Below are 19917 nucleotides of genomic sequence, written 5' to 3'. Positions count from 1 at the left end.
TGCGCAGTTTCTGAATCTTAGGACTTTTATCAATGTCGACATCTGTCCGACACAGAAAAGGCGTAAGATCAGAGACTGATGCAATCCGAATTACCGATAATCCACAAGCATATTGCAAAGGAGACTCATAAATTCATGAAAAAACTCGGAGCAATCGAAGCAGGCGGTACCAAATTTGTATGCGGTATTGGAACAGAGGACGGACAAATTCTCGAACGTGCCAGCTTCCCTACAGAGACACCGGAGATCACAATGAAAAACGTGGTTTCATTTTTTGAAGGAAAAGGCATTGAAGCACTGGGAGTAGGATCATTCGGACCTATTGACCCGATTCCGGGCAGCCCAACGTACGGATACATAACAACAACGCCCAAGCCTCATTGGGGACAATTTGATATTATCGGGCACTTAAAACAGCATTTTGCTGTTCCTATGAGCTTTGATACCGATGTGAATGGTGCTGCTCTCGGAGAGTATACCTGGGGAGCAGCCAAAGGCCTGGATAGCTGCCTGTATATTACGGTAGGAACCGGTATCGGTGCTGGCGCTGTAGTCGATGGCAAAATGCTGCACGGACTGTCCCATCCGGAAATGGGCCATATTCTGGTTCGTCGTCATCCCGACGATACATTTGCAGGATTCTGCCCATATCACGGAGATTGCCTGGAAGGTATGGCAGCAGGTCCTGCTCTGGAGAAACGCTGGCAGGTGAAAGGTTCCGAATTGACGCCGGATCATCCAGCCTGGGAGATGGAAGCCTACTATCTGGCACAGGCACTGATGAGCTATGTACTGATCCTGTCGCCACAGAAGATCATTATGGGCGGCGGCGTGATGAAGCAGGAGCAGCTGTTCCCGCTGATCCGCGAGAAACTGCAGCAGCAGCTGAATGGCTATGTGCAGCACCCGAGTCTACAGGAAAATCTGGATCAGTATATTGTTTCCCCGGGTCTTGGCGACAATGCTGGACTATGCGGCGCAATTGCACTGGCGAAGCTGGCTCTTGAGGGAGAGGCAGGTGCAGACGTTGTCTAATTCCAAACCTGGCAAGAAAAAGATCAATCCAGAAATCAAACGCCAGAAAAATCAGGAACGTCTCGAAAAAGAACGCATACGTCAGCGGAAAACGATGCGCAATCTGATCATCGGTACCGTAGCAGTGATTGCAGTAGTTGTACTGCTGATTGTATTTATCCCGAATAATAACAACACAGCAGGTACCAGTAGTTCAGCACCGGCAACATTCGATTATGCCCAGCTCCCGTTCAAAGGCAAAACGGATGCACCAGTCAAAATTGTGGAGTTCGGCGATTTTAAATGTCCGATCTGCAAGCAGTATAATGAACAGATTGTTCCGCAGATCGAAAAAGATTATATCAATACCGGTACAGCTGCGCTATATTTCTCCAACTTCCCGTTTATTGGTGAGGATTCCAAAACAGCTGCGCTGGCAGTAGAGTCGGTCTATCATCAGAAAAATGAAGCATTCTGGCCTTATCTGGATAGCATCTATGCCAATCAAAAAGATGAGAATACAGAGTGGGCGACGACCGACTATCTGGTTCAGCTGGCGGAAAAAGCCAATCTCGGTATAGATACTGCCAAACTGCGCGAGGATATCGAGAACAAAACCTATGCCAAGCAGGTAGAAGCCCAGTATGACAAAGGCGAAGCCTTGCAGATTCCGGGCACGCCGTCTATCTTTATTAATGGGGTACAGTATACCGGCGATCTGGGTGACTACAAAGCTCTCAAACAGGCGATTGAGCAGGCGAAGACCGCTGCCGGATCGGAGGGATAACTCCGATGCAGACAGGTGGCTTCAAGTCCTTTCTGGCGAAGTATTATCTCTTTCTGGCCTGGATTGTAGCAATCGTCGCGACAGGAGGAAGTCTTTACCTGAGCGATGTACTGAAGTTTGATCCCTGCAAGTTATGCTGGTTCCAGCGAATTTTCATGTATCCACAGGTCATTCTGCTCGGTATTGCCGCTTATCGGAGTGATCGCCGTATTGTAGGCTATGTACTGCCGCTCAGTATTATAGGCGGCCTCATTGCCCTGTATCATTATGCAGAGGAACATATTCCTGCACTTGCACGTGTAACGCCGTGTACCACAGGAGTGCCCTGTAATCAGGCGTATTTCGAATTGCTTGGTTTTATCACGATTCCGTTTATGGCATTTGTGGCATTTACACTGATTGCCCTGCTGCTATGGCGCGGAAGCCGTGCATATGATGAAGTGACTGATGCTGAATTCGCCTATGAAGAAGAATAACAACAGAATCTTATCGCTTCATAAGCACCTGCCAACAATGGAAGTGCCAATGTATGGAGTGTGATCTTATTCTGATGCTTGTAAACAGCAAGGTCCCTTTCTATAATCTTAAGTAGAAAGGGACCTTTGTTATATCCGAAATTGTAGTTTATTGCATTTTTGGTCACCGTTTTATTCGGGTTATTCAAATTTATTTTGCTTTAATTTTTTTGTAAGAGCTTTCATGGTTGAAATATGGTTAATTATTTCAAGGGTATGTTTATGCAATTAAATAGGTACGCGCCTGTAGACAGCAATGGCAGTTATGACATTACTATTAGAAGCAGCATAATCTGAAGCAGCATTTCAAATCAGAAAGGAGCCAGCGGAATGAGAGAAGGAACAACGATCTATGAAATAGAACCGTGGACGATTCGAGAAACTTTATATAATCCGCAGTATAACCGCCGCAGTGAGACGGTCTTTACCGTAGCCAACGGCTATATCGGGATGAGAGGCCACTTTGAGGAAGGTATGGATGTACCGGAAGTGGATGCACTAAATGGTACATATCTGAATGGATTTTATGATTCGGCAGATATCACGTATGGTGAGGAAGCCTATGGTTATGCGCGCAAGCGGCAGACGATGCTGAATGTGACAGACAGCAAGATTATCGAGCTCTGGATCGAGGGAGAACGCTTCAATCTGCTTGCCGGACGGCTGATTGATTATGAACGTACTCTGGACATGCAGACCGGTATACTTACCCGTCAGATCACTTGGGAAAGTGGTACAGGTAAATGTATTTCGATCCGGATCGAACGCTTGGTGTCTTTTGCCAACAAGCATGTAGCAATGATTCGCTATACGGTGAAGCCGCTTAACTTCTCGGGAGAAATCACTCTCGTCTCTGCACTGAACGGCGAAGTGCACAATGAAATCTCCGAAGGCGATCCACGTGCCGGAGCCGCTTTTAAAGGGCAGGTACTGAATACGATTGGCAAGCATGAGGAAGGCACCCGTATGGCACTGGAGCAGCAAACCTCAGAGACGGAATTCCACCTCTGGTGTGCTGCCGATCATCGGGCGAACCGCAAATACAAGCTGAAAAGCGAACAGCAGGAACAGCGCCTGGAAAAACATTTTACCTTTAATCTCAAGCAGGATACCGAGGCTGTACTGGAAAAGGGGATTGTCTATTACACATCCAAAGACTACGAGATTGAACATCTGCCTATTCTGGCAGAATCCACGCTCAAGGATGTCATGAAAGATGGATTCAAAGCGCTGGCTGATCTGCAAAAGCAGCGTCTGGATGAATTCTGGGAAACCGCCGATATTCAGGTCGAAGGCGACGAGAAACTGCAACAGGGACTGCGTTTCAATGCCTTTCATCTGTTCCAGTCTGTAGGCCGTGATGGACGTACCAATATCGGTGCCAAAGGGATTACCGGGGAAGGTTATGAAGGTCACTATTTCTGGGATACCGAGACGTATATTATGCCGTTCTTCCTGTATACACAGCCGGATCTGGCACATCAGCTTCTGGAATTCCGTTATCATACTTTGCCCAAGGCGAGAGAGCGTGCTGTCGAGATGGCAGGATCGGGTGCCCTCTATCCATGGCGTACGATCGGCGGGGAAGAAGTATCTGCCTACTATCCGGGCGGAACTGCGCAGTATCATATTAATGCCGATGTAGCCCATGCGGTTATTCAGTATACAGAAGCGCTGGACGATCAGGAGTTCCTGCGAACCAAGGGACTTGAGATGCTGGTAGAGACCTGCCGGTTCTTCATGTCTGCAGGGGACTGGATTCCCGGTAAAGGCTTCTGTATCAACGGAGTAACCGGACCGGATGAATATACCGCCATGGTCAATAACAATACCTATACGAACATGATGGTTAAGGATCAGCTGGAATTCACTGCCCGTGAACTCAAAAAATGGTGTGATACCGATCCTAACTCCTATGAAGCGATGATCTTTAGCCCGATGGGACTTACCAATGAAGAGATCGATGTATGGGAACGTGCGGCAGATTCTATGTATATTCATCGTCAGAGTGGTCTGATCGGACAGGATGATTCCTTCCTGGATAAAGGGATCTGGGATTTTGAAAATACACCGGCAGAGAAATATCCGCTGCTGCTGCATTTTCACCCGCTCGTTATTTACCGCCATCAGGTACTCAAGCAGGCCGATCTGATTCTGGCGATGTATATGCTGGGACATCGGTTTACCAAAATGGAAAAGGTACGGAACTATGCGTATTACGAGCCGCTGACCACACATGACTCTTCCCTGTCTGCTGCGATCCATGCGATTATGGCTGCAGAGCTTGGAACAATGGACCCTGCTTATGATTTCTTTATCCAGTCGGCGCGTATGGATCTGGATGATTTCCATAACAACGTCAAAGACGGTATTCACGCCGCTTCCATGGCAGGCAGCTGGCTGACCATTGTTGGCGGATTTGCAGGTATGCGTCAATATGCAGGCAAGCTTCATTTTGAACCGAAGCTGCCACCAGGCTGGACACGCTACAGCTTCCGCGTACAGTTCCAGAAGCGTCTGCTGGAGATTACAATTGAGGACAATCTGACCACGTATCGACTGGTACGCGGTGAACCTATAATCGTCACCCATTATGGACATGAACGACTGGTCGCTCTGACCCAGCCGCTAATTATGAAGAATCGCGCGCTGCAGGCTGTTATTTTCGGTCTGGAGGGTGTACTGATGCCGCTGCCGGAGAAGCAGGATATTTACTTTGGCGGTACACCTGCGCAGTTACCTCCATTAACCTATGTACCAGAAGAGCCTCCTACAGTGGAAATGGATGAGAATGGAGTACTTGGCAGCGCAGGCAGTCCATCATCAGAAGGCAATGGCAAGCCGGACCATTCGGTTACAGAACCGTCAGCTTCATCTACGGTAGATGGCGAAGCCGATAGCAGCACAGGTACCGAAGCTGCAGGTACTTCGGCTGATACTGACAAAGCATCGCCTGATGGACAAAACAACACATCCAAATCCAAAGGCAGCACATCACCTGCCCAGTCGGAACCGGCTCAAGATGCATCGGCTGTTCAGAGCAATGATGGGGAAGATACTATCATGGATAACCAACCGTCACCGGAATGGGATCCTACGGTACTGAGTAATCCTTTGTCTCATGAGTATATTTATCGCGAATATCTGATGCCTGGCTCCATTGAACTGCTGCAGCAGCTCAAAGAGCAGGATGTAACGGTATTGCTCGCGACAGACCGTCCGGATGCCAAGGAGATCATGGAGCGTCTTGGTATTATTGATTATTTTGCATCGATTATTCAGGCGCAGGATATTGAACATCCGAAACCCGATCCGGAAGTATTCGTGCTTGCGGCAGAATCGGTCAATGTACACCCTTATCATTGTATGGTTATCGAGGATTCCGCAGATTGCCTGCGTTCTGTGCGTGAAGTCGGCATGAAGACGATTGGTGTCAATATCCAGCACGTTGTGGATCATGCGCACTTTACCGTAGCCAGCCTGACTCACCTGAATGCAGAGACTATGAAAAGATGGATGGAGATTCCTTGATCACTGGTCTATGTTAGAGTGTTCATAGTGAAAACATGCTAATAAAGTTTAGCGGGCTATCTAACCCATCTGGAACAGAATGGTAGCCGCCGTGAACAGATAATTTGCTTGAATCAGATGAACCGTAACCTATTGTAAGACACAAAAAAAGCTGTCCCGATCCCTGTTTACAAGCAGGGCAGGACAGCTTTATTCATTTCAGATCCAGTCTTTTTTGCGGAAAGTGAAGAACATGGTCAGACCGAGAATAATCATAATACCAATTACCATCGGATAACCAAAATGCCACTTCAATTCCGGCATATATTCAAAGTTCATTCCGTAGATACCGGTAATTACGGTCAGCGGCATAAATATAGTCGTAATCGCGGTAAATACGCGCATAATTTCATTCGCACGATTGGCGATACTGGACTGGTAGGCTTCACGTAAGTTACCCATCAGATCGCGGAATGTGTCAAACATCTCGGAGACTTTGACCGCATTCTCGTACACGTCACTGAAGTATTTTTGCAGCTGGTCATCGATCAGACGCAGATCTTTTTTATTCAGTGTATTGATAACTTCGCGCTGAGGACCAAGTACACGCTTGAGCCAGAGAATCTCGCCGCGCAGACCGATAATTTCGTTAAGATGCGACTTTTTGGTATTCATCAGGATATTTTCTTCCAGACGTTCAATCTGGTCTTCGATCCGGTCACCGACCGTAAAATAGTTATCCACTACCAGATCGACCAGCAAATACATGAATTTGTCGGGACGGCTTACTTCCTCTTCCCATAGAATCGGCTTGAGCGTCCGTAGTTCACTTATTTTCTGACGGGTCACTGTGATGATAAAATGACGTCCCAGGAAAATATTCAATGCACGCAGGAAAATCTCTTCATCGTCAAAACGAATACTGTTAACGACGATAAAGTAATGGCTCTCGTAGATTTCAATTTTTGGACGCTGCTCTTCATCGCCCATCATATCCTCAACAGCCAGATCATGCAGCATAAACAGCGGTTGAAGCAGGATCAGGTCATCAAGACCAGCGTCAATCCAGTAAAATCCCTCTTCAGGAGCCACCAGCGCTTCATTAATATCTTCAATGAGTGTAAAGTTACCAGCATTCACGTGCCGAATTTTCATATTCCTCTACTCCTTTTTTGGTTAAAGTGAGCAGGAAAATACACGGCAATCATACATACTTATTTAAAGCTTCGCTTTATATGAAAAAAGTACCTTTTCAAACATGGCGCGCTCCTCTGGTATCGTATTGTCGTTCATTTCCTGCAGTTGTGACTTCCTGTACTGCCAGCTGGGCCTCGGGTCGCCTTCCATCTTGAAATTCACCTCTTTGGATTCAATTACTTTTATGAAAAACATGAAAATACGTCAAATACTTGTTAAGTATACCGTGGGGACAGCAGGCTTTCAAGCTTTAAAAACAATCATGCCTGATAACTTATTTATCGGCCCAACTTACCCTTGACGATAGGTGCAGAATTAGTATAAATTATGATATAAGTAATTCAGCGCTTGTCGAAATAAGCGTAGCTGGCTTTTCATAAAAAGCAGTTTATATGCAGCAACCATCTTATATTTATACCAATAATTGAATAAAGCGAATCTTATCAAGAGCAGGTGGAGGGACTAGCCCTATGAAGCCCGGCAACCGGCGGTCATATACCGTACGGTGCTAATTCTAGCAGAGATACAGGTACATCCTACGATGAAGTATCTGGTATCTGCTGACAGATGAGAGAGGCGCTTATAGACGTGGACTCCACGGATATGACCTTTCTCAGTGTGCAAGACAGAGAAAGGTCTTTTTTGCATATATAGCGCTGTATTCTCCATCTTGCATGCACATCCATATCCATCCAACTTTCATTGACCCCAAGGAGTGAATTCACATGCCGATCAAAATCCCGGATAGCCTGCCCGCCAAAGAAGTACTGGCTGGAGAAAATATTTTCGTTATGGACGATTCCCATGCGTATCATCAGGATATTCGTCCACTCAAAATAGCACTACTTAATCTGATGCCGACCAAAGAAACGACCGAGACCCAGCTGCTGCGTCTGCTCGGTAACAGTCCGCTGCAAGTGGATATCTATCTGCTGCATACTGAATCGCATACGTCCAAAAATACATCTGCCGAATATCTGAACACCTTTTACAAAACGTTCCAGGAAGTACGTCATCTGCGCTTTGACGGTCTGATTGTAACCGGTGCACCGGTAGAAACACTGGACTTTGAAGATGTGAACTACTGGGAAGAAATCCAGGAAATCTTCAACTGGAGCAAAACGAATGTTACTTCGACCATGCATATCTGTTGGGCCTCGCAGGCGGGGCTTTATCATCATTTTGGCATTCCCAAAGTGGATCTGCCGGAAAAATGCTTTGGCGTTTTCCCACATACGCTCAACAAAACCAATGTCAAACTGCTGCGCGGTTTCGACGAATTGTACTATGCACCGCATTCGCGCCATACCGAAGTGAGACATGAAGATATTGCCAAAGTGGAAGAGCTGGAGATTCTGTCCGAATCCGAAGAAGCCGGTGTGTACATCGTAGCTACCCGGGATGGCAAGCAGATCTTCGTCACGGGTCATTCCGAATACGATCCATTGTCCCTGAAATGGGAGTATGACCGCGATATCGCCAGAGGCATGGATATTGCTGTTCCCAAAAATTACTATCCAAATGACGACCCAACACGTACCCCGCCGTCCACCTGGCGTGCACATGCCAATTTGCTGTTTGCCAACTGGCTAAATTATTACGTATATCAAGAGACTCCATACGATTTGGGCAATGAGAAATCCGAAGTGGGGCAGTATTCCATTTAGATGGAAGCTTTTACCAGATTGGAAATGAAAAATGTACGATAGGTACCACCAAACTGGCAAATTATCATAACACTGTGCCCAGCAGTATAGCACTGTACCTGGCGCAACATTGATCATCCAGATCATCAACCCACAGCTCACATATCCCGAAGGAGGAAATTACGAATGACGGAACACAACGCAAAAAACGAATCCCTTAATATTGAAAGCCGGCTGGCACAGATTGGCTCTGTGCAGGAACCGGTAACTGGAGCGATTAACTTTCCGATCTATCAATCTACCGCTTTCCGTCATCCGGCACTGGGCAAGAGCACAGGCTTTGACTATATCCGTACGACGAATCCGACCAGAGCAGTATTGGAGCAGGCAGCCGCCGAACTGGAATCCGGTGATGCCGGCTTTGCCTGTAGCTCCGGTATGGCTGCGCTACAGACCATTTTCTCTCTGTTTGGACAGGGCGATCATCTGATCGTTTCCCTGGATCTGTATGGAGGAACTTACCGTCTGTTGGAGCGCATTTTGTCCAAGTTTGGCATTACTGCTTCTTATGTGGATACGAATGATCTGGAAGCGATGGAGCAGATTCGCCAGGAGAATACACGAGCGGTATTTATCGAGACGCCTACCAATCCGCTCATGATGATTACCGATATAGCTGCAGTAGCAGGCTGGGCCAAGCAGCACAATTTGCTGACCGTCGTGGATAATACGCTGCTGTCTCCGTTTTTCCAGCGTCCGATCGAGCTGGGTGCGGATATCGTCATCCATAGTGCGACCAAATATCTGGGTGGGCATAATGATGTGCTGGCAGGCCTGATTATTACCAAAGGCAAGGAATTGTCCGAGGAAATGGCTTTTCTGCATAACTCGATCGGTGCCGTACTGTCACCAACCGATTCCTACCAGCTGATGCGCGGGATGAAGACACTTGCTCTGCGTATGGAGCGTCACGAGTATAATGCGACCGCGATAGCGACTCATCTGCAGCAGCATCCGCAGATTGCCCAGGTCTATTACCCTGCACTGCCGGATCATCCGGGTCATGAAGTACAGAATCGTCAATCCAGCGGTAATACCGGCATTTTCTCTTTTAAAGTAACCGATGCACGTTATGTAGAGCCGCTGCTGCGTCATATCAAGCTGATTGCTTTTGCCGAAAGTCTGGGCGGTGTGGAATCACTGATGACTTATCCGGCGATTCAGACACATGCTGATATTCCGCTGGAAATTCGTGATGCGATTGGTGTGGATGATCGTCTGCTGCGTTTCTCGGTAGGAATTGAGCATGTAGATGATCTGATTGCCGATCTGGATCATGCACTGGAAGCGGCACGACTTGAAGTAGAAGGGGCGTGAACAGATGAGCGGCAATCAGGAACATAACAATAATCAGGCCTCGGCTTCGGCGCGGCATACAGCTGTTCGAGGATCGCAGCAGGCGCGTGGACTGGATACCAAATTGATCCATTTTGGTGGCGAGATTGACCGGGCGACCGGAGCTTCCAGTGTGCCGATTTACCAGGCATCGACTTTTCATCAGGAAGATATACTGAATCCGCCGCTGCATGATTACAGTCGTTCCGGCAATCCGACGCGTCAGGCGCTGGAAGATTATATTGCCCTGCTGGAAGGTGGAACCGATGGATTTGCTTTTGCTTCGGGGATGGCAGCGATCTCGACCGCATTTTTCCTGCTGTCGGCGGGTGAGCATGTCATTGTCACCGAAGATGTATATGGCGGTACGTATCGTCTGCTGACAACGATTCTGAACCGGATGAATATCGAGATTTCCTTTGTCGACATGACCAATCTGGAACAGGTCAAAGGAGCACTGCGTCCCAATACGCGTGCTGTGTATATGGAGACGCCTTCCAATCCGACATTGAAAATTACCGATATTCATGCAGTGACCGAATGGGCGAGAGAGCATCATCTGTTCACCCTGCTGGATAATACGTTTATGACTCCTTATTATCAGCGGCCGATCGAACTGGGTGTCGATATTGTACTGCACAGTGCGACCAAGTTCCTCGGCGGTCATAGTGATGTGCTCGCCGGTCTGGCAGTAACGCGTACCGAACAGCTGGGCAAGCAGCTCAAGCAGCTGCAGAACAGCTTTGGCAGCGTGCTGGGTCCGCAGGATTGCTGGCTGCTCATGCGCGGGATGAAGACATTGGGTGCGAGAATGAACCATTCGGAGAAAAGTACCGCCAAATTGGCAGAATGGCTGAGGGGACGCAGTGATATCCAGCGGATCTATTATCCAGGTCTGCCGGAACATCCGGGACATGAGATTCATGTGAGCCAATCAACAGGCTTTGGCTCGGTTATTTCTTTTGATGTGGGTTCAGGGGAACGTGCCAAGCAGGTGCTGGATCGTGTACAGCTGCCTCTGGTAGCGGTAAGTCTGGGAGCAGTAGAGAGTATCCTTTCCTATCCGCCAACGATGTCCCATGCGGCGATGGGTGCAGGTGTCCGGGCAGAGCGCGGTATTACCGATGGGCTACTGCGTCTGTCCGTTGGACTTGAGGATGTAGAGGATCTGATCGCTGATCTGGAGCAGGCACTCGGTAATTAGAATGCAGTATATAGAAGTATATAAATGAAAAAATAGATTAGAGGAAATGTAATAAGAAAAAATGTATCAAAAGTACTCTTGCCTGATGGTAAGAGTGCTTTTTCATTTGCCTGACAATACAGTACCTCTTTTGGGAACAGATACATCCATTTTGTAAAGCCAGGTGCGTTCTATCCTTCCTTTCACTAAATGTTCAAATTTCATGTATCCGTTCTCATCGTTTATATTCCATTTCAGCGGGTAATGACCCTACGTGAGAACGTCGAATTTATACACATCTGGAGGGAATGCATATGACACAGAACAAATATCCTTTTGACGGCTCGATTGTATTGATTACCGGTGCAAGCACAGGAATTGGACGTGCTGTAGCTACTGCCTTTTTACAAAATGGAGCGAATGTCGTACTGGCGGCACGCAGTGAAGATAAAATGAAAGAAATTGTGGAAGGCTACGCTAATGATCGTTATCTCATCGTACCTACCGATGTGCGCAAACGTACTGAAGTGGACGCGCTGGTGCAACAGACCGTAGACCGTTTTGGCAAGCTGGATGTGGTGATCAGCAACGCCGGTGTATCTGTAGCAGGTCCGATAGAAGAATTAACTGATGAAGACTGGGAAAATATGCGCACAACGAACGTAGACTCCCAGGTCTATCTGGCACGCGCAGTCGTACCTCATCTGGAAAAATCCAAAGGTTCGATTATTGCTACTTCTTCCGTATCGGGTCTTGCAGGTGACTGGCCGCATCCTGCATACAATGCCACCAAAGGAGCGATTAGCCTGTTCGTTCAGTCACTGGCATTGCAGCTCGGGGAAAAAGGAATACGGGTCAATGCGATTGCCCCTGCCTTTACCATCACCGAGATGACCAAGCCAATGATGGAAGAAGGCGGACAAGAACTGGTTGAGAAATTCAAATCACGTGTACCGCTGCAGCGAATCGCTGATGCCGAAGATGTAGCACCTGCTTATCTGTTCCTGGCCAGCCCGGATGCCCAGTATATTACAGGTGTGATCCTGCCAGTTGATGGCGGTACGATTGCTTCGAACGGACAAGGCAATTCACCACGCGAGTTTGGCAATTAATGTTGGATTTGCGATAGGATAAATTGCAGTTAGCTTCCCGTTTGAATATATCACCTGTATAGCTGCTGGATACGGGAAGATGCTAATGAATCCATCGGTCGGATAAATAATTGTTTTCTTATTTAAAAATGATCTGATTTGTTGATTGTATACGTATCACAGGGAGACGCCTTGTATTATGCAGGCGTTTCCTTTTTTATATGATTGGATACAGCACAGGATACTAAAGTGAATAGTTGGCTTTTTATGAGGAAGAGGTAATGGAAAAGCTTCCGGTACACTTCCGTAGCAGCATGCGGAAATTGTAACTTTATCGCAAAAAATCACCGGACTGTCATTTCCATCCCTGTTTTTCAAATGTGAAATATGTTACGATAATACATGTCGCTATTGAAATTATTTTAATTTTTAGATATGGCAGATATATGACATTACTGGAATATGAATTACACAACATCCAATTTACTTTTCGACATCATACCTTGATGCCTGAAATAGGTTATAGGAGGCTATAATATGAATACAGTAGATCGTATCCTGGAAAAAGCCCTGCAAGGTGGACGTCTGGACCTGGAAGATACTATTGCACTATATGAATCCGATCAGATTGAGAAAATGGGCCATGTGGCGAATCAGATGATGATTCGCAAAAATCCGGACCCTATTACCACTTTCGTTATCGGACGCAACGTCAATTACACCAATGTATGCGACGTGTTTTGTCGTTTCTGTGCCTTTTACCGTCGTCCCGGTTCGGCAGAAGGTTATGTACTATCTGACGAAGTTATCCTGCAAAAAATTCAGGAAACCGAGGATGTAGGCGGAACAGAAATTCTGATGCAGGGCGGAGTAAACCCTGAATTGCCGTTCGAATATTATCTGGATATTCTGCGCAAAATTAAGCAGCACTTCCCGAATATTACAATGCATTCTTTCTCCCCGGCGGAGATTATGAAAATGCAGTTGCTGTCCGGTATGTCGATGGAAGACACCATTCGTGCGATTCATGAAGCAGGTCTGGATTCCCTGCCAGGTGGTGGCGGCGAGATTCTGGATGACCGCACACGCCGCAAAATCAGCCGTCTCAAAGGCTCTTGGCGCGACTGGATGGACGTGATGCAGACAGCCCACAAAGTGGGTATGAATACGACAGCAACCATGGTTATCGGATTCGGTGAGTCGATGGAAGAGCGTGCGCTGCACTTGCTGCGTGTCCGCGAAGCCCAGGATGAATGTATCCAGAATGGCTATGATTCCGAAGGTTTCCTGGCGTTTATCTCCTGGACATTCCAGCCGGATAATACCAATATGAAAGCAGAGAAACAAACGCCAGAGCAGTATCTCAAGAATGTAGCGATCAGCCGCATCGTGCTGGACAACATCAAGCATTTCCAATCTTCATGGGTAACCATGGGACCGGAAGTGGGCAAAATGTCCCTGCAGTATGGCTGTGATGACTTCGGCAGCACGATGATGGAAGAGAACGTCGTATCTGCTGCAGGTACTACCCACAAGGTTAATATCGAGCAGACCCTGGATATTATCCGCGCCGCTGGTAAGATTCCGGCACAGCGCGATACCAAGTACAACATCCTCAAAGTATTTGATGATGAGAGCTACAAAATCCAGCGTGACTTTATTATGCAAAACTAATCATTTTGCAAATAGAATTTTCCTAAAGAAAAATGATCTGTAGTCCTATAGAGGATTACAGATCATTTTATTGTATATTCAATTTCCTGATTAAGTCTGTATGTTATCAATTTGATTATAAATAAAATAGAATTTGAGGTGTATGATGGTGAGTAATAAACGGCTAATTCTTCTTCTTATTTTTGCTTTTATTTTTATAATCGTACCTGTTGTAGTATATTCTTCGATTCAAGGTCATGGTCAGCCATAAATGTGTATACAAAGATAAGTTTTTTGTTGAGTGTGCTTTTTAAAAAGACCGACTCTAAGCGAAAGACCTCATTATTCACAGCAAATAGGGAGTACTGTACATATTTCATCCTTGACGGTTACACGTCACACTTTTATAATAATTGAAGCAAGCAACACCTTACACGATTTACATTCAAATATCTATGCAATGATAAAGACATGAGTTATAGCAATGTCCAGTTCAGAGAGAGGGAAATCATCACGCTGCAATTCCCTTCATCGGCATCTATACACTTACCACTTTTGAGCAATGATGTTGAACCCGGCATTTCCTGATATTCAGGTGTATCGGCAGTAAGCATGATCGGTTCATCTCCGTTAACAGATGCTAATGAAGGATTCTGTTGATCAGAGTCAAATCAGGGTGGAACCACGTGTGTATACTAACGCTCGTCCCTTTATAGGGATGAGTGTTTTTTGTTGTTTATACAGATTAAAGTGAGAACATCTAAGGAGGACATTTATTATGGCTATTGAAATCAAATTGCCTGACGGCTCGGTCCGTCAGTATGAAGAAGGAAACAATATCGGAGATGTCGCATCTTCTATCAGCAAAAGCCTGTTCAAAAACGCAGTGGCAGGCAAGCTCGACGGTATCGTCGTTGACCTGAACACTCCACTGCACAACGGTGCATTGGTTGAGATCGTGACCGCTGACAGCGCAGACGGTCTGGAAGTGATTCGTCATAGTACCGCCCATCTGACTGCACAGGCAGTCAAGCGTCTGTTTGGCGCCAAGGAAGTCAAGCTGGGCGTAGGTCCGGTCATCGAAGACGGATTCTATTACGATATGGATCTGGAACATTCTCTGAATCCGGAAGATCTGCAAAAGATCGAAAAAGAAATGGAACGTATCGTTAACGAAAACCTGCCGATTACACGCCGCGAAGTAAGCCGCGCAGAAGCACTGAAAATTTTTGGCGAGTTGGAAGATCCATATAAAATTGAACTGATCGAAGCACTGCCAGAAGACAGCATCATTACCATCTATGATCAAGGCGAATTCTTCGACCTGTGCCGTGGTCCTCACGTACCGTCCACAGGCAAACTGAAAGTATTCAAACTGCTGAGCGTAGCCGGTGCTTACTGGCGTGGAGATAGCAAAAACAAAATGCTGCAGCGTATCTATGGAACAGCATTTAACAAAAAGCCGGAACTGGAACAGCATCTGCATTTCCTGGAAGAAGCAAAAAAACGCGATCACCGCAAGCTGGGTAAAGAGCTGGAAATGTTCACATTCTCGCCTCTGGTAGGACAAGGACTGCCAATCTGGCTGCCAAATGGTGCCAAGCTGCGTCGTACATTGGAGCGCTATATCGTCGATCTGGAAGAAAAACTGGGCTACAGCCACGTCTATACACCGGTACTGGGTAATGTCGAGCTGTACAAAACATCCGGTCACTGGGAGCACTACCAGGAAGATATGTTCCCGGTTATGTCCATGGACAATGAAGAACTGGTACTGCGTCCGATGAACTGTCCGCATCATATGATGGTATACAAGAGCGATCTGCGCAGCTATCGTGATCTGCCGATCCGTATCGCCGAGCTGGGGATGATGCACCGTTATGAAATGTCCGGTGCACTGACAGGTCTGCATCGCGTACGTGCAATGACACTGAATGATGCGCATCTGTTCGTACGTCCGGATCAGATCAAGGATGAGTTTGCACGTGTTATTCAGCTGATTCAGCAGGTATACAAAGACTTTGGTATCGAAGAATACCGCTTCCGTCTGTCCTACCGTGATCCACAGGATACCGAGAAATATTTCCCGAACGACGAAATGTGGGAAATGTCCCAGCGTATGCTGCGTGAAGTTGTGGAAGAACTGGATCTGCCATTCTTCGAAGCTGAAGGCGAAGCAGCATTCTATGGTCCGAAGCTGGATGTACAGATTCGTACAGCATTGGGTAAAGAAGAGACACTGTCTACTGTACAGCTGGACTTCCTGCTGCCAGAGCGCTTTGAACTGGAATATATCGGTGATGATGGACAAAAACATCGTCCGGTTGTTATCCACCGCGGCGTAATCAGTACAATGGAGCGCTTTACTGCCTTCCTGCTGGAGAACTTTATCGGTGCGCTTCCACTGTGGTTGTCGCCGGTACAGGCCAAAGTGATCCCGGTATCGACTGCTTTTGATGATTATGCACGCAAAGTCGAAGATCAGCTGCGTCTGAGCGGTATTACCGTTGAAGCCGATCTGCGTAACGAGAAGTTGGGTTACAAGATTCGTGAAGCCCAACTGGAGAAAATCCCATACATGTTCGTTATCGGTGAGAATGAGATGAACGCCAACAGCGTCTCGGTCCGTAAACGTGGCGAAGGCGATATCGGTACGATGTCTCTGGAAGAAGCATCCAAGCTGCTGAGCCAGCAAATCGCTGATCGTACTATTTTCTAATTCACACAGAACGCTTGATTATCAATGATTGAGGCTAGAGTTCATGAATAGCTTCAGCTGTGTCATACGATAGACTCTACCCCGATCCCTGCATAACAACAGGATCGGGGTTTTTCTGTATTTATCGGCACTCAGGTATCTTGCAGATGTATAATTTGATCAGTCACAGTCACAGTCACAGTCACAGTCACAGTCTATATACAACAGCCATGTACCGCGATATATTTTGCCCAATAAACGGCGTCTCGGTCTCTAGACCGAGGACAGCTTCAGCCTGCTGCCGCTATGATGAAGATGGATTAGGCATTACACTACATATAAGATGTACAGATCGAGCTGAAATAGAGGAAAGTGAGGAATAGAGATGAACAGATATATGTTTCGCAAGACCTTCTGGGGATTGTCCCTGATCGGGGTCGGCCTGGTGTTCCTCCTGAACCGCATGAATATGATCGAATGGGGAATTGGGGATGTCCTGTTCCTGTTATGGCCATTGATCTTGCTGGAGATGGGTTTGAATGAACTTTTGTTCAAATGCAAAAAAGATATTGGTGGATGGATTATGACGATTCTGGGCGGCTATTTCCTTGGACGCAATCTGGGATGGTTTGATTATTCTATCGGCGATATGATTCGTCTGCTGTTGCCGGTCATACTGGTAGTTGCCGGTGTGAACATATTGTTTGGCAAAAAGGAAAAACGCCGCCGGCGTCGGAATATGCATCAAACGCCAGAAGCACCGGAACCACCTTCATACGATGCACCACCGCCGCCACCTGTACCGTCTGCACTGGATGATCTGTTTAATGAAAAGCTTGGCAAACAGACACCACCGGAACCGGAAGCGCGCCAGGGATTTGGACAGCAATATCAGGAACCGTCCGAACGGGCATACCGTAATGATCCGGCATTTCAGGAAAAAGAATCTTATACATCCAGTACACCACCTCGTCATCCGCATTATGACTATCCGTCTTCAGGCAACTGGAAGCAAGATAAGCAGCAGTTCAAAAGACAGCTCAAAGAGCATATCAGACGGCAAAAAGATGGGAAATGTCAAAATAAGCAGTGGCATCGGGAGCAATGGAAGCAGTATTATAAAGGTAGAAACTACGGCTCCGCACACGGTCATGCAGAGCAACGATCCGGATTTATTGGCGATGTGCATATCGGCAAAGAGTATTTTGAGCTTAAGCCGATGAATATTTCCCATTTTATCGGAGATACGATGCTGGATCTGACACGCGCCCAGATTTCTTATGGGGTTACGCCAATTACGATTTCCGCTTTTATCGGTGATGTCAAAGTATTTATTCCAAGTGGTGTAGATGTAGCTTTCAGAGCAGAAGGCAATTCTTTTATTGGAGACATGAATATTCTCAGTGATACCAAAGAAGGATTCATGGGTCATATCAACTCTGAGACAGCAGACTTTGATTCGGTGGGTAAGCGTGTCGAGATTACAGTCAGTGTATTTATCGGAGATATTGCTATCAGTCGGGTGGGATGATAAACAATGGGAACAAAATGGTTTAAAAACCTGAAGTGGGAACTGATCGGATTTTTCGGAATGTTTGGTATCCTGATGACAAGCATGATTTATCTAACGCTTAACCAGGGCGCCAATATGAAGTATCCTTTCTATTATTTTGGCGGATTGATCGTTATCTCGCTGGTTGCCGGCTATGTGGCCGGTCAGCGGGTACAGCGACGTATAGATTATATGCATCTCAAAATGACCCAGGTCGCCAAAGGCAATTTCAATACCCGTATGGCACCGACCGAAGATGAATCATTTAACCGTGTGCATCAGGAATTCAATGAAATGATGAGTACGGTAGAGCGCAAAATGCACATTTTGCAGCAGCTTGGTGAACAGGATGTTATGGAGCGTACCCGGGAGACCGAGACAGCCGTACTGGAAGAAAGGCGGCGGATGGCACGTGACCTGCATGATTCGGTTAGTCAGCAGCTATTTGCTATTCATATGTCGGCTTCTTCCCTGCCCAAAGTGCTGGAGCGCAATGAGCAACAGGCACGTGCTGTGATGGATCAGTTGATTCAGATGTCCCAGCTGGCGCAAAAGCAGATGCGTGCACTGATTACCCAATTGCGCCCGATGGAGCTGGAAGGGCGTTCGCTGCCCGAAGCACTGGATAGCTGGTTTCCCGATTATTGTCGTCATAACGGACTCAAGGGAATGCAGGATGTAGAGTTAAACGGAGAATTGACTGAGGCCAAGGAGCGTCAGCTTTTTCTTATTATTCAAGAGGCACTGGCCAATATTGTCAAACATGCGGATGCAACGATTGTCAGCCTATCCCTGCAGGAAGAGCCGCATCATATTGCCCTGCATATTAGCGACGATGGCAAAGGATTCGATCTGGGTATTCACAAACAGGGTTCTTACGGGCTGACGATCATGTCGGAGCGTGCCGAGAAGCTGGGCGGACAGGCGGAAGTGATTAGTACGCCCGGAGCAGGGACAACGATCCGTATCCATATTCCCAAGTTTGAACATAATTCAGGGGGAGTGAGCAAGCATGAACAAGATCAAAATATTGTTGGCTGATGATCATGATATGGTACGGATGGGTCTCAAAACATATCTGATGCTGGAAGAACAATTTGAAGTGATTGCCGAAGCAGCCAATGGACAACAGGTTATTGATTTGCTGGATCAAAGGGATATTGATGATATGCCCGATCTGATCCTGATGGATATGATGATGCCGGTCATGAACGGTGTAGAAGCGACACGTTGTATTCTTAAAGACTATCCCCATCTCAAAATCGTGATTCTGACCAGCTTCCTGGAAGACGATATGGTCGTGGAAGCGATTGAGGCAGGAGCCGTCAGTTATATTCTGAAAACCGTTTCTGCCGAAGAATTGATTTATGCTCTTCAGGGAGCCAGTCGTGGAATGCCGGTAATGACTGGAGATATCTCTCAGGCATTAACTCGTGGCATCCGTCAGCGCAGTTCGGCGCAAGAAGAATCTTCCGATCTGACCGGCCGTGAACGTGAAGTACTTATGCTGATTGCAGAAGGCCTCAGCAATAAAGAAATTGCAGAAGAATTACATATTAGCATCAAAACCGTCAAGACACATGTCAGCAATCTGCTGATGAAGTGCGAACTGGAAGATCGTACCCAGCTCGCGATCTTTGCCCATCGTAAAGGCTGGGTAACCCAATACTGAATCT

General features: G+C 46.9%; 14 protein-coding genes and 1 riboswitch. Of the genes, 13 read left to right on the top strand and 1 reads right to left on the bottom strand.

Annotation, left to right across the window (positions count from 1 at the left end):
• Nucleotides 1-135: 135 nt before the first annotated feature.
• From WH46_RS01395 to WH46_RS01380, 4 genes are all read left to right on the top strand, one after another.
• Nucleotides 136-1035: an ROK family protein gene (locus WH46_RS01395; RefSeq protein ID WP_017811342.1), complete on the top strand. Its 900-nt coding sequence runs from the start codon at nucleotides 136-138 to the stop codon at nucleotides 1033-1035.
• Nucleotides 1019-1801, top strand: a complete 783-nt coding sequence (locus WH46_RS01390) for a DsbA family protein (protein ID WP_017811341.1) — start codon at nucleotides 1019-1021, stop codon at nucleotides 1799-1801. Before WH46_RS01395 ends, WH46_RS01390 begins: the two co-directional genes overlap by 17 nt.
• Before the next feature lie 5 nt (nucleotides 1802-1806).
• The gene (locus WH46_RS01385) at nucleotides 1807-2277 is read left to right on the top strand and encodes a disulfide oxidoreductase (protein ID WP_046225443.1); all 471 of its coding nucleotides are present in this window, start codon (nucleotides 1807-1809) and stop codon (nucleotides 2275-2277) included.
• Between the two features lie 369 nt (nucleotides 2278-2646).
• Complete coding sequence (locus tag WH46_RS01380; protein WP_046225442.1) at nucleotides 2647-5847, top strand: HAD-IA family hydrolase; 3201 nt, start codon at nucleotides 2647-2649, stop codon at nucleotides 5845-5847.
• A 198-nt stretch (nucleotides 5848-6045) separates the two neighbouring features.
• On the opposite strand, the gene corA is transcribed toward WH46_RS01380, so the two are convergent.
• Nucleotides 6046-6981, bottom strand: coding sequence for a magnesium/cobalt transporter CorA (corA, locus tag WH46_RS01375; RefSeq protein ID WP_017811338.1), 936 nt, complete (start codon nucleotides 6979-6981; stop codon nucleotides 6046-6048).
• Between the two features lie 479 nt (nucleotides 6982-7460).
• A riboswitch (SAM riboswitch) is annotated at nucleotides 7461-7597 on the top strand.
• 151 nt (nucleotides 7598-7748) lie between these two features.
• On the opposite strand from corA, the gene metA reads away from it, so the two are divergent.
• The 9 genes from metA to WH46_RS01330 all read left to right on the top strand — a co-directional run bounded on the left by metA (nucleotide 7749) and on the right by WH46_RS01330 (nucleotide 19913).
• A complete protein-coding gene (gene metA / locus WH46_RS01370) occupies nucleotides 7749-8690 on the top strand; it encodes a homoserine O-acetyltransferase MetA (RefSeq protein ID WP_046225441.1) in 942 nt (313 codons plus the stop codon).
• Between the two features lie 165 nt (nucleotides 8691-8855).
• Complete coding sequence (locus WH46_RS01365) at nucleotides 8856-10046, top strand: PLP-dependent transferase (protein ID WP_017811335.1); 1191 nt, start codon at nucleotides 8856-8858, stop codon at nucleotides 10044-10046.
• 4 nt (nucleotides 10047-10050) lie between these two features.
• Complete coding sequence (locus WH46_RS01360) at nucleotides 10051-11268, top strand: aminotransferase class I/II-fold pyridoxal phosphate-dependent enzyme (RefSeq protein WP_231584262.1); 1218 nt, start codon at nucleotides 10051-10053, stop codon at nucleotides 11266-11268.
• Nucleotides 11269-11561: 293 nt separating this feature from the next.
• Nucleotides 11562-12359, top strand: coding sequence for a meso-2,3-butanediol dehydrogenase (locus tag WH46_RS01355; protein ID WP_046225440.1), 798 nt, complete (start codon nucleotides 11562-11564; stop codon nucleotides 12357-12359).
• A 516-nt stretch (nucleotides 12360-12875) separates the two neighbouring features.
• Nucleotides 12876-14012, top strand: coding sequence for a cyclic dehypoxanthinyl futalosine synthase (mqnC, locus tag WH46_RS01350; protein WP_017811332.1), 1137 nt, complete (start codon nucleotides 12876-12878; stop codon nucleotides 14010-14012).
• A 757-nt stretch (nucleotides 14013-14769) separates the two neighbouring features.
• Complete coding sequence (gene thrS / locus WH46_RS01345; RefSeq protein ID WP_046225439.1) at nucleotides 14770-16710, top strand: threonine--tRNA ligase; 1941 nt, start codon at nucleotides 14770-14772, stop codon at nucleotides 16708-16710.
• 364 nt (nucleotides 16711-17074) lie between these two features.
• The gene (gene liaF, locus WH46_RS23220) at nucleotides 17075-18220 is read left to right on the top strand and encodes a cell wall-active antibiotics response protein LiaF (RefSeq protein ID WP_052714072.1); all 1146 of its coding nucleotides are present in this window, start codon (nucleotides 17075-17077) and stop codon (nucleotides 18218-18220) included.
• 6 nt (nucleotides 18221-18226) lie between these two features.
• Nucleotides 18227-19282, top strand: coding sequence for a sensor histidine kinase (locus WH46_RS01335; RefSeq protein WP_017811329.1), 1056 nt, complete (start codon nucleotides 18227-18229; stop codon nucleotides 19280-19282).
• Nucleotides 19254-19913, top strand: coding sequence for a response regulator (locus tag WH46_RS01330; RefSeq protein ID WP_017811328.1), 660 nt, complete (start codon nucleotides 19254-19256; stop codon nucleotides 19911-19913). The genes WH46_RS01335 and WH46_RS01330 overlap by 29 nt, the downstream gene beginning before the upstream one ends.
• The last annotated feature ends 4 nt before the right edge of the window (nucleotides 19914-19917 follow it).

Origin of the sequence: Paenibacillus dauci, from assembly GCF_000971985.1 — a bacterium.
GTDB classification, from domain to species: Bacteria; Bacillota; Bacilli; order Paenibacillales; family Paenibacillaceae; genus Saccharibacillus; species Saccharibacillus dauci.
Note: the sequence above shows the minus strand (reverse complement) of the source record. Positions and strands in the feature narration are given on the sequence as shown.